The organism is Streptomyces sp. NPDC055400 (assembly GCF_053644375.1).
Genome location: NZ_JBSHLM010000002.1, coordinates 36670 through 63078 on the forward strand (window position 1 = coordinate 36670; position 26409 = coordinate 63078).

Genomic DNA, 26409 nt, shown 5'->3' on the forward strand with positions numbered 1-26409 from the left:
AAACGATTCAGTACCTCGATGAGATCCTTGAGCTTGCTCACCTCTCCGTCAAGAGACGTGCAGCAGGTGATTTCTGGCACCACTCTTGCCTTCCCCTGCGCGCGCCCCGTAAGGTCCCGCCAGATTTATTGAATCGTTCAAACATCGAGTGCACCCATGCACGACAAGGGGATGGTCATGAGCCTGCGACGAAGAGCGCTGCTGAAGATGGGTGCCGCGGCCGGTGCGGTCGCGGCTGTGCCCTGGAGCGCGACAGCGGCGGCAGGCGCAACATCGACCACCCAGAACACGACTCGGCGGGGCACCACCCCGGGGAGTTTCGCCGCGCCCCCGTCCACGGTCCGCCCCAAGTTCCGCTGGTGGTGGCCCGACGCCCTGGTGGACACCGCCGAGATCGAGCGCGAGGTCGACCAGATCGCCGCCGCCGGCTTCGGCGGCGTGGAGATCGCCGCCGTCACACACAGCCTCAGCGAACACATCGACCCCGCCAGTCACGGCTGGGGCACCCCCGCCTGGACGAAGGCGGTCGAGACGGCACTGCGCCGCTCCGCCGAACGCGACATCGGCGTCGACCTGACCATCGGCCCCGCATGGCCGGCCGCCGTACCCTCCATCACCCCCGATCACCGGGCCGCCACCAAGGAACTGGCGCACGGCACCGCCGTCGTACCCGCAGGCCAGAGCCACTCCGGGCCCGTCCCGCCCCCCGGCACGGAGCCCGGCGACGAAGCGGTCACCCGCCAGGACCTGCTCTACGTCCAGGCCATCCGCGTCACCGACGGATCCTCCCCCACCGACTCCCCCGTCCTCCTGGACCACGACACCGTCACCGACCTCACCGATGCCGTGACGGACGGCGCCCTCAGCTGGACTGCGCCCGGCGACAGCGGCACCTGGATCGTCATCGCCTACTGGGAACGCGGCTCCGGCCAGCGCCCGGAAGGCCCCGACCACACCACCCCCCGCGCCTACGTCGTGGACCACTTCAGCGACGCGGGCACCCGGGCGGTCATCGACTACTGGGAACGCAACATCCTCACCTCCGCCTTGCGCAGGCTGCTGCACACGACCGGTGGCGCGCTCTTCGAGGACTCCATCGAGCTGGAGACCGACGAGACGCTGTGGACGCCCGACCTGCCCGCCCGATTCGAGAAGAGCCGGGGCTACGCGCTCCTGCCGCATCTCGCGACGGTGCTCGAGCGGGACGAAGACCCCGTCTTCTCCTTCGGGGGCGCCATCGACAAGCCGGTACGCCGCGACGTCATCCAGGTGCTCAGCGACCTCTACGTCGACCACCACATCCGCCCGCTGCAGGACTGGGCGCACGGGCTCGGGCTGCAACTGCGCGTCCAGCCGTACGGCGTGGGCAACGACTCGGTCCACGCGTCCGCCGTGCTCGACATCACCGAGGGCGAGTCCCTGGGCTTCAAGAACCCGGACGACTTCCGCTGCCTGGCCGGCGGACGTGACATGGGCGGCAAACTCATCGTCTCCGACGAAGCCGGCGCCACCTGGGGCGGCGCCTACTCCACCACGTGGGACGCGACACTCAAGAAGCTGGTCCCGCAGTACGCGGCCGGGGTCAACCAGGCGGTCCTGCACGGCTTCGCCTATGCCGAGGCGCCCGGCGCTGCCTGGCCCGGCTTCGCCGCCTTCTCCCCGTACAACGGAGGCGCCGGATTCGGCGAGGCATGGGGACCGCGCCAGCCCACCTGGCGCCATGTGCCCGAGATCGCCGGCTACTTGAGCCGTACGCAGCAGATCCTGCAGACCGGCGTCAACCGGGCCGACATAGGCATCCTGCGCCAGCAGGGGCCCGCCGGCACCGGCCTCGGCGCCCCGTGGTTCACCGCCGAGGGCGTTCCCGTCGGCTGGACCCATCTCTTCCTCAGCCCCCGAGTCCTCGACCTGCCCTCCGCCAAGGTCCGCGGCGGCCGTCTCGCCCCGGACGGCCCCGCGTTCAAGGCGCTGGTGATCGAAGGCGACATCCTGTCCGGGAAGGAGCACACCCTCGAGCCGGAAGTCGCCAAGAAGCTGATCGGCTACGCGAAGGCAGGACTTCCCGTGATCGTCATCGGGGACTGGTCCGACGGCCATGTGCCGGGACTGCCGGGGCCGGGCGACAACAGCGAACTCAAGTCCCTGCTCGACGAGTTGTTCGCCCTGCCCACCGTCCGCTCCGTCGCCGACCGGCCCGATGTGCCGCAGGCCATCGCGGCACTGGGGCTGCGGCGCGACGCGGAATACGCGCAGTCCTCGATGCTCGTGCACGCGCACCGGGCCGACGAGGATGCCGACTACTACTTCTTCGCCAACGACGCGGTGAACAAGAAGGGTTCGACCGGCACGCCCATCAGCCACGACGTCTCCCTCACGGGCCCCCGCCGGGACGCCGTCCCCTACGTCCTGGACGCCTGGACCGGATCGGTCACGGCGCTGCCGCTGTACTCCCGTACCGAGGACGGCCGGATCCGCCTGCGGATCTCCCTCGACCCAGGCGCGACAACGATCATCGCGCTCACCCGGCCGGGGCGGTGGACCGAGGGGCCGCACCCGTACGCGACGCACAGCGAGGCTGCCGAGATACGCCGCGGCCACAGCGGCCGCCTGGAGATCCGAGATGTCCGGGCCGGCACGTACGGTACGACCCTCGACAACGGCCGCACCGTCAAGACGTCCCTCACCGAGGTGCCCGAGCCACTGCCGCTCACCCGCTGGGAGCTGTCGGTCGAGGACTGGCAGCCGGGCGCGCGGCCGTCGCAAACGATCAAGAAGGACCACGAGATCACTCTGGACAGCTTGCAGGCCTGGCCACAGATCCCGGAACTCCAGAACGTGTCGGGCATCGGCCGCTACCGCACCACCGTGCAGCTCGACGCCGCCTGGACGGGTGGCTACGGCGCGTACCTCGAACTCGGCGAGGTCCTCGACACCTTCCGCGTCACCGTGAACGGCCACAGCCTGGAGGGCGCCGACCAGCTGACGCCCAAGGTCGACCTCGGCCCGCACTTGAGACGCGGCACCAACACCATCGAGATCGAGGTGGCGACCACGCTGCTGAACCGCCTGCGCGTCACCAACGCCCCGGCCTTCGGCACGTCCAAGCCACAGAACTACGGGTTGATCGGTCCGGTGCACCTGATCCCGTACGGACGGGCCACCTTGGACCGCTGACGGCGCCAACCCTGGGAAGCCAAGAAGAGGGTCCCACGACAGGCCTATGGGCTGATCGACTGCTCGGCCCAGATGATCTTGCCGTGGTCCTGGTAGCGCACGCCCCACCGTTCGGCGAGCTGGGCGACCAGCAGGAGTCCGCGGCCGCCCTCGTCGGTGGTCCGGGCGTGCCTCAGGAGGGGGGCGGCGCTGCTGGCGTCGGATACCTCGCAGGTCAGCGCACGGTCGCGAATCAGGCGGAGTTGGATGGGTGGTGCGGCGTAGCGGATCGCATTGGTGACGAGCTCACTGACGATCAGCTCTGTGGCGAACGCCTCGTCCTCCAAGGCCCAGGCCGTCAACTGACTGGTGGTGAGAGTGCGGGCTGTGGCGACGGCGGCGGGGTCGGGGGGCAGGTCCCAGGTGACAACACAGTCCGCGTTCAGTGACCGTGTGCGGGCTACGAGAACGGCGGCGTCGTCCTGAGGGTCTGCGGGCACCAGCGCCTCGGTGAGGGTAAGGCTCAGATCTTGCAGGGAGGTGACGGGGGCGGCGAGGACTCTCTCCAGCTCGGCACGTCCGGCCTCCGCATCGAACGTCTGGAAGAGTCCGCGAGTGCGCAGTACGAGCAGGCTGCCTTCGGGCAGATGAAGGGTTGCCCGTTCGAATGACGGCCCCGAGCTGCCGAGAGGTTCTCCGACAAGAGGGCTGAACTCGGTGACGGTGCCGTCGGGGCGGGTGATGACCGGCACGGGGTGGCCTGCCGATGCCATGGTGGCCTGTTGGGTCACCGGGTCGTAGACCATGTAGAGGCATGTCGCGCCTGTGGGAGTGGCGTCAGGTGATTCGGTGCCTTCCCCGACAAGGTCGCGGACCAGGGCGTCGACATGGCCCAGGACTTCGTCCGGAGGCTGGTCCAGGTTGGCCAGAGTGTGCACCGCAGCCCGGATCCGGCCGACGGTGGCGGCCGTGCGGAGACCCCGGCCCGGGACACTGCCGCTCACCAGCGCAACGCGGGCTCCGGGAAGGGGGATGACGTCCGTCCAGTCGCCCCCGGAGCCGGAGTGGACCAGATGCTGGGCCCAGTCCACAGCGCTGGGGGCGAGATGCCGTTCGGGCAGCATGCCCTGCTGCAGGGTGAGTACGGCGTTGCGCTCGCTTGCGTAGCAACGGGCGTTGTCCAAAGCCACCGCAGCACGGCCGGCCAGGTCCGCCGCAAGAGCGAGGTCGTCGTCTTCGAAGGGGCCCCGCGCCGTGTCCCACCGGTGGAAGGAAACCAGCCCCAGGACGCAGTCGCGAACGACCAGGGGAACCAGCATCAGTGAGTGGACGCCCTCCTCCAGCATCCTGCGGCCTCTCACGGGCTCGCCGCGCACCCATGCGCTGTCGTCGGCGACGGTGCGGATCAGGCGCGGCTTGTGGTCGGCCAGCGCCTGGGAGGCGGGCGCAACCCCGGGATAGCTGCTGACCTCACCGACCTCATACACCCCTGGCGCCGTTCCGGTACGGCGGGAGCAGGAGGCGGCCCGCCTCAGGACAGGGGTATCCGCGACCGGGCCAGGCAGGATCTCTCCCCCGTTCAGCATGGGTTCCAGCACGTCCACGCCGACGCTGTCGGCCAGCCGGGGCACGGCCACGTCGGCCAGTTCCTGGGCGGTGTGGAGCACGTCCAGGGTCGTACCGATCCGCGCGCCGGCCTCGGCCATCAGTGCAAGGCGCTGCTGTGCGAGGTGCCGTTCGGTGACATCGACCACGGCGTCGGCCACCCCGAGGATCCGCCCGCCACCGGACTCGAGGCGGAAAGGCCGACGCTGAATAGACGTGTTCCCGCTCGGGGTCCCCGGGCGGCCGTCCGCGCTTCTCGAAGGCGATCACCGGCTCGCCGGTCCTGAGGACCCCGCCCATCACCTGTTCGGCGACCTCACCGCCGAAGTCGGGCCACGCCTGGGTCGGCCGCTTCCCGAGGGCTTCGTACATCCGCGTGCCCTGCATCCCTTCCGCCGCCGCGTTGAAACGGGTCAGCCGCAGTTGAGGGTCCAGGACGAACAGGCCGATGGGGGACCGGGTGAACAGTGCCTCGAGGAGGGCCCGGTCCACGTCCGAGGGCGGCGCCTGCCCCTCCGGCAAGAGATCCACGGCCAAGCGCGGCTCCGTGCCCTCCTCCCCTGCGAACCGCAGCCGCAATCGGCATCCCACCGCATGGCCGTCGCGGTGCTTGAGCATCGCCTCGCCGTAGGTGCAATCGGCATCGCCGAGAGGTGTGAGCAGGTCCGCGGCCGACTGTCCCAGGGCCTCAGCGGCCGGGTAGCCCAGGAGAAGCTCCGCGGTCGGACTCCATTCGGCCACCCTGCCGTGGGCGTCGAGCACCAGCAGGGCGAGATCCGCTGAGGGGTGCGCCGCATTCACGGCGGGGTTCGACCACCGCGAACTGGTCATGACCATCCCCTCCGGGTCGGGCCTCGTTTCCCAGTGTTTCGCACCTCTCGCCGACAGGCCTGTCGAGGAGTGCCTCACCTGTCTCCGGACCATCTCCGGACCGTCTCCGGACCATCGGGAATCAACGCTAGGCGAGCTCTGTTAGCATCGATACATCGCCGCTAACATCCTCCTCATAGCGTCGTTAGCAGCGCTCTCGCGATTGGAAAACCCCCTGTGAACATCGGAACCCTTGGCACCACCGGCCCCGCCGTCTCCGCGCTCGGTCTCGGCCTGATGGGCATGTCCGACCTGTACGGCCCCGCCGACGACACCGAGTCGGTCGCGACGATCCACGCCGCCCTCGACGCGGGCGTCACCCTGCTGGACACCGGCGACTTCTACGGCATGGGCCACAACGAGCTGCTGCTCCGCGACGCCCTGCGCGGCCGCAACCGCGACAACGCCGTCATCAGCGTCAAGTTCGGCGCCCTGCGCGACGCCTCCGGCGGCTGGAACGGCTACGACGGCCGGCCCGAAGCAGTCAAGAACTTCGCCGCTTACTCCCTGCGCCGCCTCGGCACCGACCACATCGACATCTACCGCCCCGCCCGACTCGACCCCGACGTGCCGATCGAGGAGACCGTCGGCGCCATCGCCGAGCTGGTCCAGGCCGGCCACGTCCGCCACATCGGACTCTCCGAGGTCGGCGCCGACACCCTGCGCCGCGCCCAGAGCGTCCACCCCATCGCCGACCTGCAGATCGAATACTCGCTGCTCTCCCGCGGCATCGAGGAGTCGATCCTGCCTACTGCCCGCGAGCTCGGCATCGGCGTCACCGCCTACGGCGTCCTCTCCCGCGGCCTGCTCTCCGGCCACTGGAACAAGGACCGGCAACTCGCCGGACAGGACTTCCGCAGCTTCAGCCCCCGCTTCCAGGGCGACAACCTCGACCGCAACCTGACCCTGGTCGAAGCGCTGGGGAAGATCGCCGACAACAAGAACGCCAGCGCGGCCCAGATCGCCATCGCCTGGGTCGCCGCCCAGGGCACCGACATCGTCCCGCTCGTCGGCGCCCGCCGCCGCGAGCGCCTGACCGAGGCCCTCAGCGCCGAGAACATCACGCTCACGGCGGACGACCTCGCCGCCATCGAACAGGTCATCCCGGCCGGCGCCGCGGCCGGCGCCCGCTACGCCGCACCGCTCATGCACCACCTCGACAGCGAGCGCTGAGCACCTCGGCCGGCGGCGCCGCCCCTTCCCCGTACGGGTCGGCGCCGCCGCTCCAGCGTTGATCGCTTCATCACCGGCGAGGACATCCTCATGAACGGCGGCTCCAGCAACTGACCACCGCTTCCCGTCTCCTGGCCCTATGCCGGGGCCGGGGGCCACGATGTCGTGGGATGGCGTGGTCCGCGAGGTTGGTGCGCCGTCCACGGCGCTCTGGCAGGCGCTCGCCCCGCGCTACTGGATGCTTGACTGGCGCACCACCAACTCCGGCTGCAGGACCACGTGTCGGTGCCGGTGTTCCTGCGCCGCCGGACCTGTCTCCTCCAGCAGCAGCCCGGCGGCGATGGTTCCCAGGGTGAAAGCCGGCTGGCGCACCGAGGTGAGCGGGACGGTCGCGGCCGCGGCGAACTCGATGTCGTCATAGCCGACGAGCGCCATGTCCTCGGGAACCTTGACCCCTGCCGCGTAGAGCGCCTGGAGGACACCGAGGGCGAGCAGATCGTTGGCGCAGAACACGGCGGTGGGGCGGTCGGCCAGGCCGAGGAGGCGGGCGCCGGCGTCGCGGCCCGCGGCGACGTCCATGCGCTCGGCGGGCAGTTCGCGCAGGACGTCGGACGACAGGCCGGCCTCGGCCAGGGCCTGCAGGGCGCCGGTGCGTCTGTCCTGGACCTGCCTCAGGTGCGGCGGGCCGCTGACGAAGGCGATGCGGCGATGGCCCTGCGCGACGAGGTGGCGCAGGGCGAGCGCACCTCCCGCCTCGTCGTCGACGGCCACCGAACACCCCTCCTCGTCTCCGGTGACCCGGTCCACCACGACATAGGGGATGCCGTGCCGCCGGAAGTTGCGCACGGTCTGCCCACTGGGGTCGGCCGGTGCGATGAGCGCGCCGCGCACCCGCTGCTCGGCGAAGTGAGCGAGGTAGTCGGCCTCCTCGGACGGGCTCTGGCCGCTGTTGCAGACCATCACGCCGAGCCCGGCATCGCGTGCTGCGCGCTCGGCGCCGCGCGCGATGTCGACGAAGAAGGGGTTGGCCATGTCGAGGACGAGCAGCGAGATGATGCGGCTGCGTCCGGCCCGCAGCTGGCGCGCGTACTCGCTGCGGACGTAGCCGAGCCGGGTGATGACTTCCTGAACGTGCCGGCGGGTGTGCGCCGAGACGCGATCCGGCTGGTTGAGGACGTTGGAGACCGTGCCTACGGAGACGCCTGCCTGCTGCGCCACGTCCTTGATGCCGACCGTCATGCGTTCCCCTCTACGTGCTCTGAACCCTGCTCATCCAAACAGCCCCGCGTGTGCCGGCCGCTCAGGCGAGGTGGAAGATCTCGGAGAGCGGACGCATCGCGGCGTCGGGAGCCTGCTCGTCCAGGTCCTCGAAGAACGATCCCATTTCGGCCTGCCAGCGCGCGTTGACGTCGGTGGCGTCCATGGCGGCGCGGGCCGCGTCGAAGTCCTCGGTCTCCAGGTAGCCGACGAGCAGGCCGTCCTCGCCCAGGAAGAGGGAGTAGTTGTGCCAGCCGGCGGCGGTCAGCGCGTCGCGCATCTCCTGCCACACGTCCGCGTGGCGCAGGCGGTACTCCTCGATCCGGTCGGTTTTGACCTTGAGCAGGAAGCAGACCCGCCGCATCCTCATCACCCTTGCATGTTCGTGGCATCGGGGCCGTCGCACCTTGGTGTGACGGCCCCGACCCCTGTTGTCCACGGCTCAGTTCGTGTACGGCTCAGAACTTGAAGTTGTCGATGTTCTTCTTGTCGAAGACGGTCGGCTTTCCGAGAGAGACCACACTGTCCTTGCCGATGGTGAACGATCCGAGGTCGCCGGCCTTGAACATCTCGCCCTCCTTGCCGGTGATCTGGCCCGACTCCAGGGCGACGGCGGTGTGTGCGGCGAGGGCGCCGAGCGCGGCCGGGTCCCACAGCTCGAAGGCCTCGACGGTGCCGTTCTTGACGTAGGCGCGCATGTCGTTGGGGGTGCCGAGCCCGGTCAGCTTGACCTTGCCCTTGTACTTGGAGCCGGACAGGTACTGGGCGGCGGCCTTGATGCCGACGGTGGTCGGGGAGATGATCCCCTTCAGCTTCGGGTGCTCCTGGAGCAGGCCCTGGGTCTGCTGGAACGACTTCTGGGCGTCGTCGTCCCCGTAGGCCGTCGTGACGAGCTTGATGTCCTTGTACTCGGGCTTCTTCAGCTCGTCCTTCATGTAGTCGATCCACGTGTTCTGGTTGGTGGCCGTCTGGGCCGCCGAGAGGATCGCGATCTCGCCCTTGCCACCGATCTGCTTGGCCATCTGCTGCACCTGGGTGCGACCGAGGTCCTCGGCGCTGGCCTGCGAGACGAACACGTTGCGGCAGTCGGCCTTGGTGTCGGAGTCGTACGTGACGACGCTGACGCCGTTCTTCATCGCCTGCTTGAGAGCTGTGCACAGGGCGCCCGGGTCCTGCGCGGACACGGCGATGGCGTCCGACTGCTGCTGGGTGAGGGTGTTGACGTAGGAGACCTGACCGGAGGTGTCGGTGCCGCTGCTGGTGCCGACCTCCTTGTACGTCGAGCCCAGCTGCTGCACCGCCTTCTTGCCGCCGTTGTCCGCCACGGTGAAGTAGGGGTTGTTGACCTGCTTGGGCAGGAAGGCGACCGTGAGGCCCTTCTTGGTGGCCGCGTTCGGGTCGGCCTTGCCCGCGGCGGCGGACTTGGCGGCCTCCTTGTTGGCGTCGTCCTTGGTGGTGCCGCCGCAGGCGGTGGCCCCGAGGACGAGGGTGGTGGTGACGGCGAGCGCCAGGCCGAGGCGACGGGTTCTGGCGGTGCTGCTGAGAGACATGAGGTCCTGCCTTTGCGGAGTACGACGGTGTACAGCGGTGGACGGAACGGGTGTTGGCTGCCCTACGAGGTGGCGGGCGCCGGTGAGGGAGGCGGCGGCGTCGCCGTCTTTTTCCTCGCTCTGGCCTGAGCGAGCTGCCGGCCGACACGCGGGGCGAGTACGGAGATCACCAGCAGGACGCCGGTGACGAGGATCTGGGACTGGGCGGAGACGTTGACGAGGCTCATCACGTTCTGCAGCGTGCCGAGCAGGAACACACCGGCGATGGCGCCGCCCAGGGTGCCCTTGCCGCCGTCGAAGTCGATTCCGCCGAGCAACACGGCGGCGATGACGGACAGTTCGAGGCCGCTCGCATTGTCGTAACGGGCGCTGGCGTAGTGCAGGGTCCAGAAGACGCCGGTGAGTGCGGACAGCAGGCCGGTCGTCACGAACATGGACAGCTTGAGCCGCTTGACGCGGATGCCGGCGAACCGTGCGGCCTCCTCGCTGGCGCCGATCGCGAAGAGCGAGCGGCCGACCGGCGTGCCGTGCAGGACGACCACGGCGATGGCGAGCAGCACCACGAACGGCAGGGCGGCGTACGGGATGAAGGTGTCGCCGAAGCGGCCGGCACCGAAGTCCAGGTACTGGGACGGGAAGTCGGTGACCGAGTCGGAGCCGAGGACGATCTGGGCGATGCCACGGTAGGCGGCCATGGTGCCGATGGTGACGGCGAGGGACGGCAGGCCCAGACGGGTCACGAGCAGGCCGTTGATCAGGCCGCAGACGAGGCCCAGTACGAGACAGATCGGGATGATCGTCTCGATGGCCATGCCCTGGTTCCACAGCGCGCCCATCACGGCGCTGGACAGGCCGACCGTCGAGCCCACGGAAAGATCGACCTCGCCGGAGACGACGAGCATCGTCATCGGGAGCGCGATGAGCGCGATCGGGAGCGTGTTGCCGATCAGGAACGACACGTTGAGTGCGTTGCCGAAGTTGTCGACGAACGAGAACGAGAACAGCAGCAGGAGAACGAGCAGGACGCCGACCGCGGTGTCCCAGCGGACCGCTCCGCCCAGACCGCGGCGGGCTGTGGGCTTGGGAGCCGTGATGTCAGTCATGGCGGGCACTCCTCATCTGTGCGGCCTGCTTGCGCAGCACTGCGGCGACGCGCAGCGCCAGGATCCGGTCCACGGCGATGGCCAGCAGCAGCAGGAGCCCGTTGATCGCGGTGACCCAGACGGAGCTGACGCCGAGGGCAGGCAGCACGCTGTTGATGGAGGTCAGCAGCAGCGCGCCGAGGGCCGCGCCGTATACGGTCCCCGCGCCGCCGGTGAAGGCGACGCCGCCGACGACGACGGCACTGACGACGGTGAGTTCGTATCCGTTGCCGGTCGCGGAGTCGACGTTGCCGAACCGCGCCAGGTACAGGGCGCCGGCCAGACCCGCGAGCGCGCCGCACAGGACGTACGCGGTCATGATGCGCTTGCGCACCGGAACACCCGCCAGATTCGCGGCCTCGGGGCTGGAGCCGAGCGCGTACATGTCGCGGCCGCTGCGGTAGCTGCGGAGGTAGTAGCCCACGCAGAGCAGCACGGCGACGGTCAGCAGCGCCAGGTAGGGCACGACCGAGATCCCGTTGGTGCCGAAGTCGACGAAGCTGCCTGGCAGGCCGTCCGCGGTGATCTGCCTGGAGCCGACCCAGATGGAGTCGATACCGCGCACCACGTACAGCGTGCCGAGGGTGACGACGAGGGCGGGCACCTTGCCGAGGCTGACGAGCACGCCGTTGAGCGCACCGAAGACGGCGCCGAGCGCGACGGCCAGGAGCACGGCGATCAGCGAGTTTCCACCGCTCTGCAAGTAGTTGCCCGCGGCGAAGGCGGAGATACCGAGCACCGAGCCGACGGACAGGTCGACGTTGCGGGTGATGACGACGACGGCCTGGCCGGTGGCGACGAGGACGAGGATCGTCGAGTTCAGCAGCAGGTCCTTGACGCCCTGCTCGGACAGGAACTCGCCATTGGAGATCTGAGTGGCGAGCAGCATCACGACGAGGACGACGGCGACGGCCAGTTCGCGGGCCTTGAACACCTTGTCGATGAACTGCCGCGACGCGGTGGGCCGGGGTGCGGATTCGCTCCGCACGGGCTGGGCGGTCATGGTCACGCGGCCGCACTCCCTTCCTTCGTACGGCCGGTGGCGGCAGCCATCACGGTCTCCTCAGTGGCCTCGGCCCGCGGAATCTCGGCGGTGAGCCGGCCCTCATGCATCACCAGCACCCGATCGGCCATGCCGAGGATCTCCGGCAGGTCGGAGGAAATCATGAGGACGGCGACGCCCTCGGCGGCGAGCGACGACAACAGGCGGTGCACCTCGGCCTTCGTCCCGACATCGATCCCCCGCGTCGGCTCGTCCACGATCAGCACCTGCGGCCCGGTGGCGAGCCACTTGGCCAGCACGACCTTCTGCTGGTTGCCACCGGAGAGCGTGCCGACGACATCGGCGAGACGCGCGTACTTGACCTGGAGCTTCACGGCCCAGTCGACGCTGCGGCTGCGCTCGGCCCTGCGGTTCATGAGGCCTGCGCGAGTGGTCTCGGCAAAGCCGGTCAGACCGATGTTCCGCTCGATGGACATGTCCATCACCAGCCCCTGGGCGCGCCGGTCCTCGGGTACGAGGGCCAGGCCGGCGGCCATGGCCACACTCGGCGCGCCCGGCTTGAGCCTGGTGCCGAGCACCTCGACCTCGCCGCCGTCGAAGCGGTCCACGCCGAACACGGCGCGGGCCACCTCGCTGCGACCGGCGCCCACGAGCCCCGCGAGGCCGACGATCTCACCGCGCCGCACCTCGAACGACACGTCGGTGAAGACTCCCTCGCGGGTCAGCCTGCGGACCTGAAGGGCGACTTCGCCGGTCTCGGTCTCCTGCTTGGGGTAGAGCTCGTCGAGGTCGCGGCCGACCATGCGGCGCACGAGGTCGTCCTCGGTCAGCCCTTCCAGCGGTTCGCTCCCGATCAAGGCGCCGTCGCGCAGGGTGGTGACACGCTGGCAGAGCGCGAAGATCTCCTCCAGGCGGTGCGAGATGAACAGCACGGCGGCGCCCTGCTCGCGCAGCGTCTTGACGACGCCGAACAGGCGGGCGACCTCGCTGCCGGTGAGCGCCGCGGTCGGCTCGTCCATGATCAGGACGCGGGCGTCGAAGGAAAGCGCCTTGGCGATCTCGACGAGCTGCTGGTCCGCGATGGACAGGCCGCGCGCCGGCTGGTCCGGGTCGAGGTCGACACCGAGCCGCGCGAACAGATCAGCGGCGGCCTGCTTGACGGCCCTGTGGTCCACACGGTTGAGAGATCGCCTGGGCTGGCGGCCCATGAAGATGTTCTCGGCGACGGACAGATCGGGGAAGAGCGTCGGCTCCTGATAGATGACCGCGACGCCGGCGTCCCGTGCGTCGGCGGGGCCCTGGAACTCGACCGGCGCGCCGTCGAGCAGGACCGTGCCGGCGTCGGGGCGGTGCACCCCGGCGAGGGCCTTGATCAGCGTCGACTTGCCCGCGCCGTTCTCGCCGGCCAGGGCGTGCGCCTCGCCGGCGTACAGACGCAGCGAAACACCGCGCAGGGCGCGCACGGCACCGAAGGATTTGCTCACCTCCTCCAGCGCGAGCACCGGAGTCGTCTCCGGTTCAGGATGCGTCATGCGTGTCTCCATGGGTGTGCCCAGACGTGTGCCGGGGATGTGCCGGGATGAGTGTGTCGGACCCGCGCCGACCGATGCCGCATGTGTCACCCGGCGTGAAATGTTTCAGTGGGGTTGCCCGGAAGCTAGTCCCACCCGCCGGACTGGTCAAGAGGTGAATCCGGTCCCCCACGCCTCCCAGCAGTCTCTGAGACGAACTCAGTGGGCACTGACCAGCCGTGATTTCGGCGCCAACAGCCGCCTGGACACGCGAACGACACGATTCAGTAACTCGGACCGGAGGGTCGCCCGACCACGTCCACACCTTGACGCCCCCTCGGGTGGGAGCTAATTTCTCTCCATCGAATGAATCGATTCACAGCTGTCGCCGCATGGCGTCACCGCATGGTCTCGATTCCTGCGCTCGTCGGCCCCGCTTCCGGGCCATGCACACTCCCCCAGTCATCCAGAGGTGGACATGCCTGACATCGCTGCCGTGAAGGCCGCACTCGCCAACCAGCGGATCGAGACGCCGTCCTGGGGCTACGGCAACTCCGGCACCCGGTTCAAGGTGTTCGCCCAGGCCGGTGTGCCCCGCACACCCCGCGAGAAGCTGGACGACGCGGCGAAGGTCCACGAGTTCACCGGCATCGCTCCCAAGGTCTCGCTGCACATCCCCTGGGACGCCGTCGACGACTACGCGGCACTCGCGGCGTACGCGAAGGAGCGGAACGTCGAGCTGGGCGCCATCAACTCCAACACCTTCCAGGACGACGACTACAAACTCGGCAGCGTCTGTCACCCGGACCCCAAGGTGCGCCGCAAGGCCGTCGAGCACCTGCTCGAATGCGTCGACATCATGGACGCGACGGGGTCGAAGGACCTCAAACTGTGGTTCGCCGACGGCACCAACTATCCCGGCCAGGACGACATCGTGGCCCGCCAGGACCGCCTCGCCGAATCCCTCGCCGCGGTCTACGAGCGGCTCGGCGACGACCAGCGGATGCTCCTCGAGTACAAGTTCTTCGAGCCGGCCTTCTACACGACGGACGTCCCGGACTGGGGCACCTCGTACATGCAGTGCATGAAGCTGGGCGAGAAGGCGCAGGTCGTGGTGGACACAGGCCACCACGCGCCGGGCACCAACATCGAGTACATCGTGGCGCTGCTGCTGCGTGAGGGGAAGCTCGGCGGCTTCGACTTCAACTCCCGCTTCTATGCCGACGACGACCTGATGGTCGGCTCCGCCGACCCCTTCCAGCTCTTCCGCATCCTGCACGAGGTCGCCAAGAACGGCGGCTTCCGACCGGAGACGAACGTCGCGTTCATGCTCGACCAGTGCCACAACATCGAGGCGAAGATCCCGGCGGTCATCCGGTCGGTGATGAACGTCCAGGAGGCCACGGCCAAGGCACTGCTCGTCGACCTCGACGCGCTGCGGGATGCGCAGTCGGCGGGCGACGTGCTCGCCTCCAACGCGGTGCTGATGGACGCGTACAACACCGACGTCCGGCCGTTGCTGGCCGAGTGGCGCGAGGAGCGGGGGATGCACCCCGACCCCGTCGCCGGGTACGCCGCGTCCGGATGGCAGGAGCGGATCGTGGCCGAGCGGGTGGGTGGCGATCAGGCCGGCTGGGGCGCCTGAGCACACCGTCCTCGGCCCCCGACACTGCACCCCCTCACTCGCAAAGGAACATCCTCATGGCCTCCGCCACGCATCCCGAAGTAGCCGCGCTGCTGGCGCGCTCGAACCGGCTCGGCGCCGATCCCCGCAACACCAACTACGCCGGCGGCAACACCTCCGCCAAGGGCACCGAGACCGACCCGGTCACCGGCGGGGACGTCGAGCTGATGTGGGTCAAGGGCTCGGGCGGCGACCTCGGCACCCTCAAGGAGGCCGGGCTCGCCGTGCTCCGCCTCGACCGGCTGCGCGCGCTCACCGAGGTGTACCCGGGGGTGGAGCGCGAGGACGAGATGGTCGCCGCGTTCGACTACTGCCTGCACGGCAAGGGCGGCGCCGCCCCCTCCATCGACACCGCCATGCACGGCCTCGTGGACGCGGCACACGTCGACCATCTGCACCCCGACTCCGGCATCGCCCTGGCCTGCGCCGCCGACGGCGAGAAGCTGACTGCCGAGTGCTTCGGCGAGAAGGTCGTCTGGGTGCCGTGGCGGCGCCCCGGCTTCCAGCTCGGACTGGACATCGCCGCGATCAAGGAAGCGAACCCGCAGGCGATCGGCTGCGTGCTGGGCGGCCACGGCGTCACCGCGTGGGGCGACACCGCAGAGGAGTGCGAGGCCAACTCCCTGTTCATCATCCGCACCGCCGAGACGTTCCTCGCCGAGCGTGGCAAGGCCGAGCCCTTCGGCCCGGTCCTCGACGGATACGCGGCCCTCGGCGCAGCCCAGCGCCGGGCACGGGCTGCCCACCTCGCCCCTCTCATCAGGGGGCTGGCATCCACCGACCGCCCCCAAGTCGGCCACTTCGACGACTCCGAGGCCGTGCTCGACTTCCTGGCGAGCGCCGAGCACCCGCGTCTGGCCGCGCTCGGCACCTCCTGCCCCGACCACTTCCTCCGTACGAAGGTGCGCCCCCTCGTCCTCGACCTGCCGCCCACGGCCGAGCTCGACACCGTCGAGGCCCGGCTGGGGGAACTGCACGCCGCCTACCGCGAGGAGTACGCCGCCTACTACCAGCGGCACGCCACCCCCGACTCCCCCGCCATGCGCGGCGCAGACCCGGCCGTCGTGCTGATCCCCGGTGTCGGCATGTTCAGCTTCGGCAAGGACAAGCAGACGGCTCGCGTGGCGGGTGAGTTCTACCTCAACGCGATCAACGTCATGCGCGGCGCCGAGGCGGTCTCCACGTACGCGCCGATCGAGGAGTCGGAGAAGTTCCGTATCGAGTACTGGTCCCTGGAGGAGGCCAAGCTCCAGCGGATGCCGAAGCCCAAGGCCCTGGCCACCCGGGTGGCCCTGGTCACCGGCGGCGGTTCCGGCATCGGCAAGGCGATCGCCCAGCGGCTCGCCGCCGAAGGCGCATGCGTCGTGATCGCCGACCTGAACGCCGACAACGCCGCCACCGTCGCGGAGGAATTGGGCGGCCCGGACAAGGCGGTCGCGGTGACGGTCGACGTCACCGCCGAGGACCAGATCGCTCAGGCCTTCGCTGAAGCGGCGCTCGCCTTCGGCGGCGTGGACCTCGTTGTCAACAACGCGGGCATCTCCATCTCCAAGCCGCTCCTGGAGACGACCGCCAAGGACTGGGACCTCCAGCACGCCATCATGGCGCGCGGCTCCTTCCTGGTCTCCCGGGAGGCGGCGCGGATGATGCGGGCGCAGGGCATGGGCGGCGACATCGTGTACATCGCCTCGAAGAACGCGGTGTTCGCGGGCCCGAACAACGTCGCGTACTCCGCGACCAAGGCCGATCAGGCCCACCAGGTCCGCCTGCTGGCCGCCGAGCTGGGCGAGCACGGCATCCGCGTCAACGGCGTCAACCCGGACGGTGTCGTACGCGGCTCCGGCATCTTCGCGGGCGGCTGGGGCGCGCAGCGCGCGGCGACGTACGGCATCGAGGAGGACAAGCTCGGCGAGTTCTACGCCCAGCGCACCCTCCTCAAGCGCGAGGTCCTCCCCGAGCACGTCGCGAACGCCGTCTTCACCCTCACGGGCGGCGACCTGACCCACACCACGGGCCTCCACATTCCGGTGGACGCGGGTGTCGCCGCCGCGTTCTTGCGGTGACACTCACGGGGCGCCGGGCAACCGGCGCCCCTCCAGGGGCGCGGGGAACTTGCCTGACCAGGGGCGCGGGGAACGGCCCGACCGGCCAGAGACAACCCTGACCCGCCCCCGAACACCCACTGACACGGCGCAAAGGCGAACCACATGCACAACACCCCCTACGCCGCGGTAGACCTGGGCGCCACCAGCGGCCGGGTCATCCTGGGCCGCGTAGGCCCGGACACCCTCGACCTCACCGAGGCACACCGGTTCCCCAACACGCCCGTCCAGCTGCCGGACGGACTGCGTTGGGATGTTCTCGCCCTCTACCAGAACATTCTCGACGGCCTGCGCGCCGGCGGGCAGGTCGCCTCGATCGGCATCGACACCTGGGCCGTCGACTACGGGCTCCTGGACGCGGACGGCGCCTTGCTGGGTCACCCGTTCCACTACCGCGACAGCCGCACCGAAGGCGTCGCCGCCCGCGCGGTGTGGCCCAAGATCGGGTCGACCGAGCTGTATCAGGTCACCGGGCTCCAGCACCTCCCGTTCACCACCGTGTACCAGCTGGCCGCCAGTGCGGACCGTGCGCAGATCGGCGCCGCCCGGACTCTCCTGATGATCCCCGACCTGCTGGTCCACTGGCTGACGGGCTCCATCGGCGCGGAGGAGACCAACGCCTCCACCACCGGCCTCTTCGACGCACGCACCGGCACGTGGGCGGCCCACTTCCTGGACCGGCTCTCGCTGGACCCCGGGCTGCTGCCGCCGCTGCGCGCGCCCGGCGACCTTGCCGGCACGCTCCTCCCGCACGTCGCCGCGTACACCGGGCTGTCCGCCGACACCCCCGTGGTCACCGTCGCCTCGCACGACACGGCCTCGGCCGTCGCCGCTGTCCCGGCCACGACCGACGACTTCGCGTACATCTCGTGCGGCACCTGGTCCCTGGCAGGGCTGGAGCTCGACAAGCCGGTCCTCACCGAGGCATCCCGCGCCGCCAACTTCACCAACGAACGCGGCATCGACGGCACCATCCGCTATCTGCGCAACATCATGGGCCTGTGGCTGCTGGAGGAGTGCCGCCGCACCTGGACGATGCAGGGCCTTCCCACCGATCTGCCCGCCCTGCTCGCCGAGGCCGCCCGCGCCGAGCCTTTCGCCGCCCTCGTCGACGCGCAGGCACCGGAGTTCCTGGCCCCCGGCGACATGCCTGAGCGCATCCGCGCCTACTGCCGCCGCACCGGCCAGCCGGTGCCCGACAGCCAGGGTGCGCTGGTCCGCTGCATCCTGGAATCGCTGGCCCTGGCCCACCGCACCGTCCTGCGCCAGGCCTCCGCACTCGCCGACCGCGACATCAGCCACGTCCATCTGGTGGGCGGCGGGTCCCGCAACGAGCTGCTCTGCCGGCTCACCGCCGACGCCACCGGCCTCCCCGTGATCGCCGGCCCCACCGAGGCGACGGCCCTCGGCAACATCCTCGTACAGGCCCGAGCTCATGGACGCGTCGGCGACCTGCCCGCGATGCGCCGTCTCATCGCCCACACCCAGGAGCTGCGCCACTACACACCGAGCGGCGACGACGCCTCCTGGGCGACGGCCGCCTCCCGCCTCCCCACCACGAAGGAGTCGTGATGCGTGTCGCCCTCTTTGCCACCTGCGTGAACGATGCCGTGTACCCGTCCACGGCCATCGCCACCGTCCGGCTCCTCGAACGCCTCGGCGTGCAGATCGACTTCCCCGCCGCCCAGACCTGTTGCGGCCAGCCTCATTTCAACACCGGCTACCGCCGCGACACCGAGCCCCTGGTGCGCCGCATGGGCCGCGCCTTCGACGGCTACGACTATGTGGTCACCCCGTCGGGATCCTGCGCGGCGATGGTCCGCGACAACTACCCGCGGATCGCCGCGAAGGGCACCGACCCCCGGCTGACCCAGGTCGCGGACTCCCTGGTCCCACGCATGTACGAGCTGACCGAGTTCCTGGTCGACGTACTCAAGGTGACCGACGTGGGCGCGTACTTCCCGCACACCGTGACGTACCACCCCTCCTGCCATGGCCTGCGCATGCTGGGTCTGGGCGACCGCCCTGCCCAACTCCTCACAAAAGTCAGGGGACTTGAGCTGATCGAGTTGCCCGGAGCCGAGGAGTGCTGCGGCTTCGGCGGCACCTTCGCCATCAAGAACGCCGACGTGTCCGCGGCGATGGGCGAGGACAAGGTCCGCAACGCCCGCTCCACCGGCGCCGACGTCCTGTGCGGCGCCGACAACTCGTGCCTGATGCACATCAACGGCATCCTGCGCCGCCAGGACGCCCCACAGCGGGCCCTGCACCTGGCGGAGATCCTGGCGAGCACGGAAGAGGAGCCCCTGTCATGAGCGGCACGTTCGTCGGCATGCCCGCCTTCCCGAAGGCCGCCCACGAGGCCGTCGGGAACACCACCCTGCGCGCCAACCTCCGGCACGCCACCCACACCATCCGCGACAAGCGGGCCAAAGCCGTCGCCGAACTCGACGACTGGGCCCTCCTGCGCGAGGCCGGCAAACAGATCAAGGACCACACCCTCCGCCACCTCGACACCTACCTCGTCCAGCTGGAGGAGTCGGTCACCGCGGCAGGCGGCATCGTCCACTGGGCCGCCGACGCCGACGAGGCCAACCGGATCGTGACCCGCCTGGTCAAGGAGACCGGCGAGTCCGAGGTCGTCAAGGTCAAGTCCATGGCCACCCAGGAGATCGCGCTCAACGAAGCACTCGAAGCATCCGGGATCGCCGCCTACGAAACCGACCTCGCCGAACTCATCGTGCAACTCGGCCACGACCGCCCCTCCCACATCCTCGTCCCCGCCATCCACCGCAACCGCGGCGAGATCCGCGACATCTTCACCAAGGAAATGGGCAACTGGGGGCGTCCGGCCCCCGAAGGACTCACCGACACCCCCGCCGAACTCGCCGAGGCCGCCCGCCTCCACCTGCGCGAGAAGTTCCTGCGCGCCAAAGTCGGCATCTCCGGCGCCAACTTCATGGTCGCCGAGACCGGCACCCTCGTCGTCGTCGAGTCCGAGGGCAACGGCCGCATGTGCCTCACCCTCCCCGAAACACTCATCTCCGTCGTCGGCATCGAGAAGATCGTCCCCACCTGGCGCGACCTCGAAGTCTTCCTCCAGACCCTCCCCCGCTCCTCCACGGCCGAGCGCATGAACCCCTACACGTCGACCTGGACCGGCACCACCGACACAGACGGCCCCCAGGCCTTCCACCTCGTTCTCCTCGACAACGGCCGCACCGACACCCTCGCCGACGACATCGGCCGCCAGGCCCTGCGCTGCATCCGCTGCTCCGCCTGCCTCAACGTATGCCCCGTCTACGAACGGGCCGGCGGCCACGCATACGGCTCCGTCTACCCCGGCCCCATCCTCAGCCCCCAACTCCGCGGCACAGCAAGCGACATCGACGCATCCCTCCCCTACGCTTCGTCGCTCTGCGGCGCCTGCTACGAAGTCTGCCCCGTCGCCATCGACATCCCCGAAGTCCTCGTCCACCTGCGCGAGAAGGTCGCCGACCAAGGAGGCCCCGGCCACCGCCTGGAGAAAGCCGCGATCAAGGCGGCGGGTTGGGTCCTCGACCACCCCGGCGCCCTCGCGGCAGGCGAACGCGTCGCGTCGAGGACCCGCAAACTGCACCCGAAGAAGCTCCCCGGCCCGGGCGCCGGACAGTGGACCAACAGCCGCGACCTGCCCCAGATGCCCGCCGAACCGTTCCGCGACTGGTGGAAGAAGAACCGCACATGACCTCCCCCACGCCGCCCTCGTCCCGCGAGCGGATACTGGCCCGCGTACGCCAGGCCCTCGCCGACGCACCCGAGACGCCCGAGCCCACGCGCGACTATCTCACCACGCACACCATCGACGACGCGGCTACGGTCCTCGACCTGCTGCACGAGAACCTGGCCGACTACCGGGCGATCGTGCACCGGGCCACAGACGACGAACTCCCCTCACTCATAGGGACGTTGCTCGCCGAGCAAGGGGTTCGCACTCTCGCGGTGCCACCGGGCCTGTCGGCCAGATGGCTGTCCGGCACCAAGGTCGAGCAACTGCTGGACAAGGGCACGCCGGGCGGCACCGGCCTCACGCCGTACGACCTCGACGCCATCGACGCCGTGGTCACCAGTTGCGCCCTGGCCATCGCGGAGACCGGCACGATCGTCCTGGACGGCGGCCCGGGGCAGGGCCGTCGTGCGCTCACCCTCGTCCCCGATCTGCACATCTGCGTCGTGCGCGCCAGGGATCAGGTCGTCGCCTCGGTCCCGCAGTCGCTCCCCCGCCTGGACCCCGGCCGCCCGCTCACGTGGATCTCTGGCCCCTCTGCCACCAGCGACATCGAGCTCGACCGTGTCGAAGGAGTGCACGGGCCGCGCGCCCTACATGTAGTGCTGCTCACCACCTGAGCCGCACGGCCTGCATGTCGCGCTACCGAAAAAGCTGCGGGCCGCGAACTGGTCGACCCGGCCGCGCGCGGTGATCGACTCTTACGGCGTGTAAACGGCGTCACTGCCGTACAGCTGCCCGGTGAATGCGGAAACGTCGGCGCTGCGATCAGCGCCGTCGAGGTTGTACGTCAGATAGACGCCGTACCCCTCGCTGACGGTGCGGCGAGCGAGGTCGGCGACCGTGCTCTGCGGGGTCCCGCCGATCTCGACAGCCGCCGGCGACAGCTTCGTCTTGGGCAGCGCGATGCCGGGGACCTGCCAGGTGCCGTAGTACGGGTTCCAGGCGTAGTCGAACTTGGACGAGACGTCGACGCCGCCATAGGAGAGGCGCGACGCGGCCGGGCCGATGTTGTAGAGACTGATGATCTTGTCCGGCATGTTCGCGCGCAGCGCCGTCACCAGGTACACGAACGAGCTGTCGTTGGGCTGGCCGGTGCCGTTGTTGCCGTACTCGGCGTACTCGTCGTCGAAGTCGACGCCGTCGAGGCCGTACTCAGCCACGGTGTCCGACAGTTGTTTCGCGAACGCCGAAGCCGCTTGCTGGGAGGGGAAGTTGGCGAAGCCAGCGCCATGGTGGTTGCCGAGTACCGAGAGGACCACCTTGATGCCCTTCTGCTGCAACGGCCGTATCTCCGTGGCGGCGTTGTCGAGGACGCGCTGCACGTTCTCGTTGAAGTACAAGGTCCCCGTCTTCGTGCCCGTGTCGTAGTTGATGTTCGCCGCGAAGATCACGGCGACGTCGAAGACGTTGCCGCCGCCGTTGGCGAGGGTGTACTTGCCGACGTTGAGCATGCTGTTGTTGTTCACCTCGACGTACGCCACCGAGGTCGGTCCCTCTTTCGCGGGAGCGGGTGCGGGAGCGGGTGCCGCTGCCGCCCCGGTCGTTGCGGTCATGGCGGTCGAACCGAAAGCGAGGGCCGCGACGGCCGAGAGCGCGAGCGCGGCCGTGCGCACCCTGCTCCGTACCAGAGTGAACCTCGTTGATCGGTCTCCCATCGCATGGGGCGGCGCCCGGCCTGTCCGAAAGCGCCGAGTGAGCCTTCCGAGTTTTCCGCTCCCATGACCGAATCCCGAGAATCATGCGCGCACTCTTCACGACTCCCACGCACCCTGCGCAACCGCCTGCCCGGCCTGCGCCGAGCCTGATGCCCCGTGCACCGGCGCGTCATGGTGTCAGGTTCGGCGGCTCGGACTGGTCGGTCGCACCAGAGGATTGACGGTCGTTACCGTGGTGCCTGACAGACGGCACAGGGCCGTCCGCCTCCGCCTCCTTGTTCGGCCCGGGGCCGTCGACACCGGCGCACAGCTGCTCCAGCAGGGTGCCGAACCGCTGGTCCAGGTCGCGTACGCCGATGCCGAACTCCTTGGCCATCTGCTTGCGCGTGAGGACGTAGCCGTAGTTCACCGACTTCAGGAACGTGTGCAGGGCGACCGGGTCCGCGTCGGCGGCGACGTATCCCTGGTCGATGTCCGACTGGAGGCGCTCCTGTGTGGTCTCCCGCAGCGGCATGAGTTTGAGCTGCGGGTCGCGGTCCAGGAGAAGGAGGAAGACGAGGCGGAACGCCGAGGCGTGATGCAGGCAGCCGCGCCAGGAGCGGAGCATCCGCTCGCTGAAGCGGGAGGGCTTCTCCTCGATGAGGAGCTGCTCCCTGCGTGTCTCAGCGGTGCGGCGCAGGGCGGCGCGCAGCAGGTCGTGGCGCGATCCGAAGTAGTGGTAGACGAGTCCGCGGTTCACACCGGCGACGTCGGCGACCTCACGGAGGTTGAGGCCGTTGAGTACGCCGTCCCGGTCCAGGAGCTGCAGGGCGGCGCGCTCCAGCATCTGCCCGGTGGCCTCGCTGTCCATCGCCGCCTTGCTCTGCCTAGCCTGCTTCATCGTGTGACCGCACCTGCTTCCGCCTCCTGCCGTGCCCGTCCTCAGCGGGCAGTCGCCTCACGGTACGCGATGGGTTCGGCGTCCCCGCGCGGGTCCTCCAGAGCGCCGGCCACAGACAGGTACAGGCTGCGGGACACATAGCTGGTGGCTTCTGTTGCGCGCAGACGGCACAGCGAGGCCTTCAGGGCGCGGGCCTCCACCACTTCCGGTTCGATGCCGGGGGCCGATGCCAGTAGGTCCACCACGTGCAGGGCGTCCTGCACCCGGCCCGCGTCACGGAGTGTCCGCGCCCTCTGCAGGACCGCTTCCTTGTCCGTGATCGCGCCGGCCCGCAGCGCCTCGGCCTCGTCCGGCCGCGACGGATGCAGTCCGGTGGGGTTGCCGTCCCACCAGCCGGTCTCCGACCGCACGATGTCGCGGACCACGAAGTCGGGGTGTCCGTACCCGGCGGCCATCCACGGCACGTCGAAGAGGTGGGCGGGGAGCTCGAGGTCGTGCACGATCTCGTCGGCGGTCATGCCCGCGTTGAGCCGCTCGACGGTGGCCCGGCGCAGCCAGCGCAGGGCGGCCGACGTCGCGGTGAGCGTCTCCACGTCGGGGCCGGTGCGGACGGCGCCGAACTCGGGTACGACGACGCGCGGTTCGAGGGCGGCGAGCCGGTCGAGGGTGTCGGCCCAGCGCACCGGGTCGCGCAGGGTGCGCAGCGGGGTTCCCACGTTCGGGATGCCGGAGATCACGGCCGCGGAGCCGTACAGGATGCGCTTCTCGGGCAGCCAGACAGCCGTCACGTCGTCCGTCTCGGACGGCGCGTGCAGCAGGCGTACGCCGTTGACGAGGGTGAGGGATCCGTCGTAGGTCTGGTCGGGCATCGTGAGGCGGGGCCGGGCGGGGAAGGTGGCCGGATCGCGCCGGAACTGCAGGGAGTTGAGCCGGTTCTGCAGGCCCGCGGTCTCCAGGTAGCGGCGGTAGCGGCGTACGACGTTGTCGTGGGCGACGATCGTCGGCCGGGGGTCGCCGCGCCGCGCGGCGTCCGCGAGCCAGCCGGACAGTCCGGTGTTGTAGCCCTGGTGGCCGTGGCTGTAGACGATCCAGCGCACAGGTGCGTCGGTGTGGGCGCGCAACGTTGCCAGGATCTCGGGCACGAGGTCCGGCTCGGGGCCGGTGTCGACGACGAGCAGCCCCTCGTCGGTCTCGACGGCGAAGCCGTTGCCCTGGTGGACGAGCAGATACACGCCGTCGGCGATCCGTTCCGTCCGGGGCTTGCTGCGCAGCGGGTTGGGCTCGGTCACGAGGTCTCCTTTTGTGAGGCGGTGGCCGGGGCGGGGGGCACGAGGCCGAAGCGTCGCGCTTCTCGACCCGGGTCGACGAGCAGCGCGCCCAGCACGGCCGCGACGAACAGCAGGGCGGCGGCGAGCGTCAGCGCGTCGCCGAATCCCGCACGCACACTCGCGCCGGCGTCGACGAGATCGCCGGTCACACTCGGGGCGAGGACACCCGTGAGCGATGCCAGGGCCGTGCCGACGGCGAGGACGACCGGGCGGCGCGAGACCGGGCAGATCTCGGCGGTGTTGAGGAAGCCGAGGGGGAATACGACGTTCGGCAGGCCGAACCCGACGATGAGGCACCACAGCGCGTTCGTGCCGTCCGTGGCATGGGCGGCACCGAGCAGCGCGAGGCCCGAGACGGCGCAGGCCGCCGCCGCGACCAGGCCGCGGCAGACCCGGCTCGAGGCTCCGCGCCGCCGCCACCGGCCCGACAGCCAGGGAAGCGTCACCAAAGCGAACGCGCTGAGCAGGGCGGGCAGAGTGACGAGCCGTCCGGTCGCGGCGGCATCGTGGTGCCACACACCTTCCAGGTAGCGGGGCAGCCAGGCCACGCTGAGGGCAAGTGTCCAGTACGCCGCGGCGCCCATGGCGATGTTGCCGATCCAGGTGCCGTTGAGGAAGAGCCGACTGTACGAGAGCTCGGGCTCACCGCAGCCGGCCATGGCGGTCATCGCCGCATCGTGGGCGTCTCGGCTCGGCGCAGTCGCGCGCAGTTCCTGGTCGGACAGGTCGGGACGGTAGTGGTACAGCGGCCCCTCCCGGCCGATGGCCAGCCAGCCCGCAAGCCACACAAGGCCCGCCACGGCGACGGCGACGAATGCCGACCGCCAGCCGTGATGCTGAATCAGCCAGCCCAGAGGCGGCGAGACGACCACGATGCCGAGAGCGCCCCCCAGTTGCGTGAGCGCGACCGGGACGGGCCGGTCACGGGGCACGAACCACTTCTGCACCGCGTGCACCACCAGGGGCGCGGTCGGCCCCTCGGCAGCACCGAGCACGACCCGACTCGCGTACAGCGCGGGAAGGCTGGCGAAGACGAGCACCGGCGTGACGGACAGCGACCAGAAGACGGCGAGCACGCCGAGGATCACCGTCGTGCGCCAGCGCGTCGCGAGCAGTCCCGTCACCACGGCGGAAACGCTGAACAGCAGATAGAAGGCGCTGGCGACTCTCCCGTACTGGGCGGCCGTCAGGCCGAGGTCGCGGGAGAGCGGTCCCGCGGCCAGACCGAGCACCGTCTTGTCCGCGAAGTTGATCATCATGAGGACCACCACCATGGCGGTGACGGCCCAGGCTCTGCGACGGTGCGGGGGCACGGACACCACGCCCGTCGCCGTCTCGGCGGTGACACTGGTCATCCGCTCACTCCTCGGTCTCGACGGACGACTTGAGGTTCGGATTTAGCATTTCGCTAAACTGGCTTCCATGGTTGGCGAAACGCCGGAGCTCGTCAATGCTTCGGTCACGGTTCGCTCCGCGCACCACGACGGACCGGCCCCCCGATCGGGTGGCCGTCGCCCCCGTCGGGGGTGCGCACCACCGGGCAGTGGGACATGCGGAACGAGAGGTCCGCGCCCAACCTGGGCGCCCCGCGTACAGCGGTCCGCCGTACGACCAGGGCGGCCTCCCTCCCCGACAGGCCATCCCCCCAGGAGCTGCCATGTCCCGCATGCGTTCCCTCGCCGCGGTCACCGCGCTACTCACCGGCACTACCCTCGGCGCCATCGTGA

The 26409-nt window shown here is 69.8% G+C and carries 19 protein-coding genes and 1 pseudogene; 8 read left to right on the top strand and 12 right to left on the bottom strand.

Annotated elements, in window-relative coordinates; genetic code table 11:
- Nucleotides 1-177 precede the first annotated feature (177 nt).
- Complete coding sequence (locus ACWIGU_RS04505; RefSeq protein WP_454397365.1) at nucleotides 178-3174, top strand: glycosyl hydrolase; 2997 nt, start codon at nucleotides 178-180, stop codon at nucleotides 3172-3174.
- Between the two features lie 44 nt (nucleotides 3175-3218).
- Here the strand turns inward: ACWIGU_RS04505 and ACWIGU_RS04510 are convergent, their stop codons facing one another.
- Nucleotides 3219-4919: an ATP-binding SpoIIE family protein phosphatase gene (locus ACWIGU_RS04510; protein ID WP_454397367.1), complete on the bottom strand. Its 1701-nt coding sequence runs from the start codon at nucleotides 4917-4919 to the stop codon at nucleotides 3219-3221.
- An 85-nt stretch (nucleotides 4920-5004) separates the two neighbouring features.
- Nucleotides 5005-5682: pseudogene (locus ACWIGU_RS04515) on the bottom strand (PAS domain-containing protein); the annotation flags it as partial.
- A gap of 123 nt (nucleotides 5683-5805) precedes the next feature.
- Between ACWIGU_RS04515 and ACWIGU_RS04520 the strand changes: the two are divergent.
- Nucleotides 5806-6801, top strand: coding sequence for an aldo/keto reductase (locus ACWIGU_RS04520; protein WP_454397369.1), 996 nt, complete (start codon nucleotides 5806-5808; stop codon nucleotides 6799-6801).
- Between the two features lie 231 nt (nucleotides 6802-7032).
- Here ACWIGU_RS04520 and ACWIGU_RS04525 read toward each other — a convergent pair whose 3' ends face one another.
- The 6 genes from ACWIGU_RS04525 to ACWIGU_RS04550 all read right to left on the bottom strand — a co-directional run bounded on the left by ACWIGU_RS04525 (nucleotide 7033) and on the right by ACWIGU_RS04550 (nucleotide 13285).
- The gene (locus ACWIGU_RS04525; RefSeq protein WP_454397371.1) at nucleotides 7033-8040 is read right to left on the bottom strand and encodes a LacI family DNA-binding transcriptional regulator; all 1008 of its coding nucleotides are present in this window, start codon (nucleotides 8038-8040) and stop codon (nucleotides 7033-7035) included.
- Between the two features lie 61 nt (nucleotides 8041-8101).
- The gene (locus ACWIGU_RS04530; protein WP_454397372.1) at nucleotides 8102-8422 is read right to left on the bottom strand and encodes an L-rhamnose mutarotase; all 321 of its coding nucleotides are present in this window, start codon (nucleotides 8420-8422) and stop codon (nucleotides 8102-8104) included.
- A 94-nt stretch (nucleotides 8423-8516) separates the two neighbouring features.
- Complete coding sequence (gene rhaS, locus ACWIGU_RS04535) at nucleotides 8517-9608, bottom strand: rhamnose ABC transporter substrate-binding protein (RefSeq protein ID WP_454397374.1); 1092 nt, start codon at nucleotides 9606-9608, stop codon at nucleotides 8517-8519.
- Between the two features lie 62 nt (nucleotides 9609-9670).
- Nucleotides 9671-10711 carry an ABC transporter permease gene (locus ACWIGU_RS04540; protein ID WP_454397376.1) on the bottom strand — a complete coding sequence of 347 codons (1041 nt, stop codon included), beginning with the start codon at nucleotides 10709-10711 and terminating at the stop codon, nucleotides 9671-9673.
- Nucleotides 10704-11753, bottom strand: a complete 1050-nt coding sequence (locus ACWIGU_RS04545; RefSeq protein ID WP_454398577.1) for an ABC transporter permease — start codon at nucleotides 11751-11753, stop codon at nucleotides 10704-10706. The genes ACWIGU_RS04540 and ACWIGU_RS04545 overlap by 8 nt, the downstream gene beginning before the upstream one ends.
- A gap of 2 nt (nucleotides 11754-11755) precedes the next feature.
- The gene (locus tag ACWIGU_RS04550; protein WP_356288825.1) at nucleotides 11756-13285 is read right to left on the bottom strand and encodes a sugar ABC transporter ATP-binding protein; all 1530 of its coding nucleotides are present in this window, start codon (nucleotides 13283-13285) and stop codon (nucleotides 11756-11758) included.
- A 457-nt stretch (nucleotides 13286-13742) separates the two neighbouring features.
- Between ACWIGU_RS04550 and rhaI the strand changes: the two genes are divergently transcribed.
- The 6 genes from rhaI (at nucleotide 13743) to ACWIGU_RS04580 (ending at nucleotide 21436) form a co-directional block, all read left to right on the top strand.
- On the top strand, nucleotides 13743-14909 hold the full coding sequence (gene rhaI, locus ACWIGU_RS04555; protein WP_454397378.1) for an L-rhamnose isomerase: 1167 nt from the start codon (nucleotides 13743-13745) through the stop codon (nucleotides 14907-14909).
- A gap of 56 nt (nucleotides 14910-14965) precedes the next feature.
- The gene (locus ACWIGU_RS04560) at nucleotides 14966-17011 is read left to right on the top strand and encodes a bifunctional aldolase/short-chain dehydrogenase (RefSeq protein WP_454397380.1); all 2046 of its coding nucleotides are present in this window, start codon (nucleotides 14966-14968) and stop codon (nucleotides 17009-17011) included.
- Between the two features lie 144 nt (nucleotides 17012-17155).
- Entirely contained in the window at nucleotides 17156-18622 is a 1467-nt protein-coding gene (locus ACWIGU_RS04565; RefSeq protein WP_454397382.1) for a rhamnulokinase, read from the top strand.
- A complete protein-coding gene (locus ACWIGU_RS04570) occupies nucleotides 18622-19365 on the top strand; it encodes a (Fe-S)-binding protein (protein WP_454397383.1) in 744 nt (247 codons plus the stop codon). The genes ACWIGU_RS04565 and ACWIGU_RS04570 overlap by 1 nt, the downstream gene beginning before the upstream one ends.
- Complete coding sequence (locus ACWIGU_RS04575; RefSeq protein ID WP_454397385.1) at nucleotides 19362-20777, top strand: lactate utilization protein B; 1416 nt, start codon at nucleotides 19362-19364, stop codon at nucleotides 20775-20777. The genes ACWIGU_RS04570 and ACWIGU_RS04575 overlap by 4 nt, the downstream gene beginning before the upstream one ends.
- Nucleotides 20774-21436: a LutC/YkgG family protein gene (locus tag ACWIGU_RS04580; protein WP_454397387.1), complete on the top strand. Its 663-nt coding sequence runs from the start codon at nucleotides 20774-20776 to the stop codon at nucleotides 21434-21436. The genes ACWIGU_RS04575 and ACWIGU_RS04580 overlap by 4 nt, the downstream gene beginning before the upstream one ends.
- 81 nt (nucleotides 21437-21517) lie before the next feature.
- Here ACWIGU_RS04580 and ACWIGU_RS04585 read toward each other — a convergent pair whose 3' ends face one another.
- From ACWIGU_RS04585 to ACWIGU_RS04600, 4 genes are all read right to left on the bottom strand, one after another.
- Nucleotides 21518-22474 carry an endo-beta-N-acetylglucosaminidase H gene (locus ACWIGU_RS04585; RefSeq protein WP_454397389.1) on the bottom strand — a complete coding sequence of 319 codons (957 nt, stop codon included), beginning with the start codon at nucleotides 22472-22474 and terminating at the stop codon, nucleotides 21518-21520.
- A gap of 169 nt (nucleotides 22475-22643) precedes the next feature.
- On the bottom strand, nucleotides 22644-23354 hold the full coding sequence (locus tag ACWIGU_RS04590) for a TetR/AcrR family transcriptional regulator (RefSeq protein ID WP_454397391.1): 711 nt from the start codon (nucleotides 23352-23354) through the stop codon (nucleotides 22644-22646).
- A 41-nt stretch (nucleotides 23355-23395) separates the two neighbouring features.
- Nucleotides 23396-24643 carry an alkyl sulfatase dimerization domain-containing protein gene (locus ACWIGU_RS04595; protein WP_454397393.1) on the bottom strand — a complete coding sequence of 416 codons (1248 nt, stop codon included), beginning with the start codon at nucleotides 24641-24643 and terminating at the stop codon, nucleotides 23396-23398.
- A complete protein-coding gene (locus ACWIGU_RS04600) occupies nucleotides 24640-26037 on the bottom strand; it encodes an MFS transporter (RefSeq protein WP_454397395.1) in 1398 nt (465 codons plus the stop codon). The genes ACWIGU_RS04595 and ACWIGU_RS04600 overlap by 4 nt, the downstream gene beginning before the upstream one ends.
- Between the last annotated feature and the right edge of the window lie 372 nt (nucleotides 26038-26409).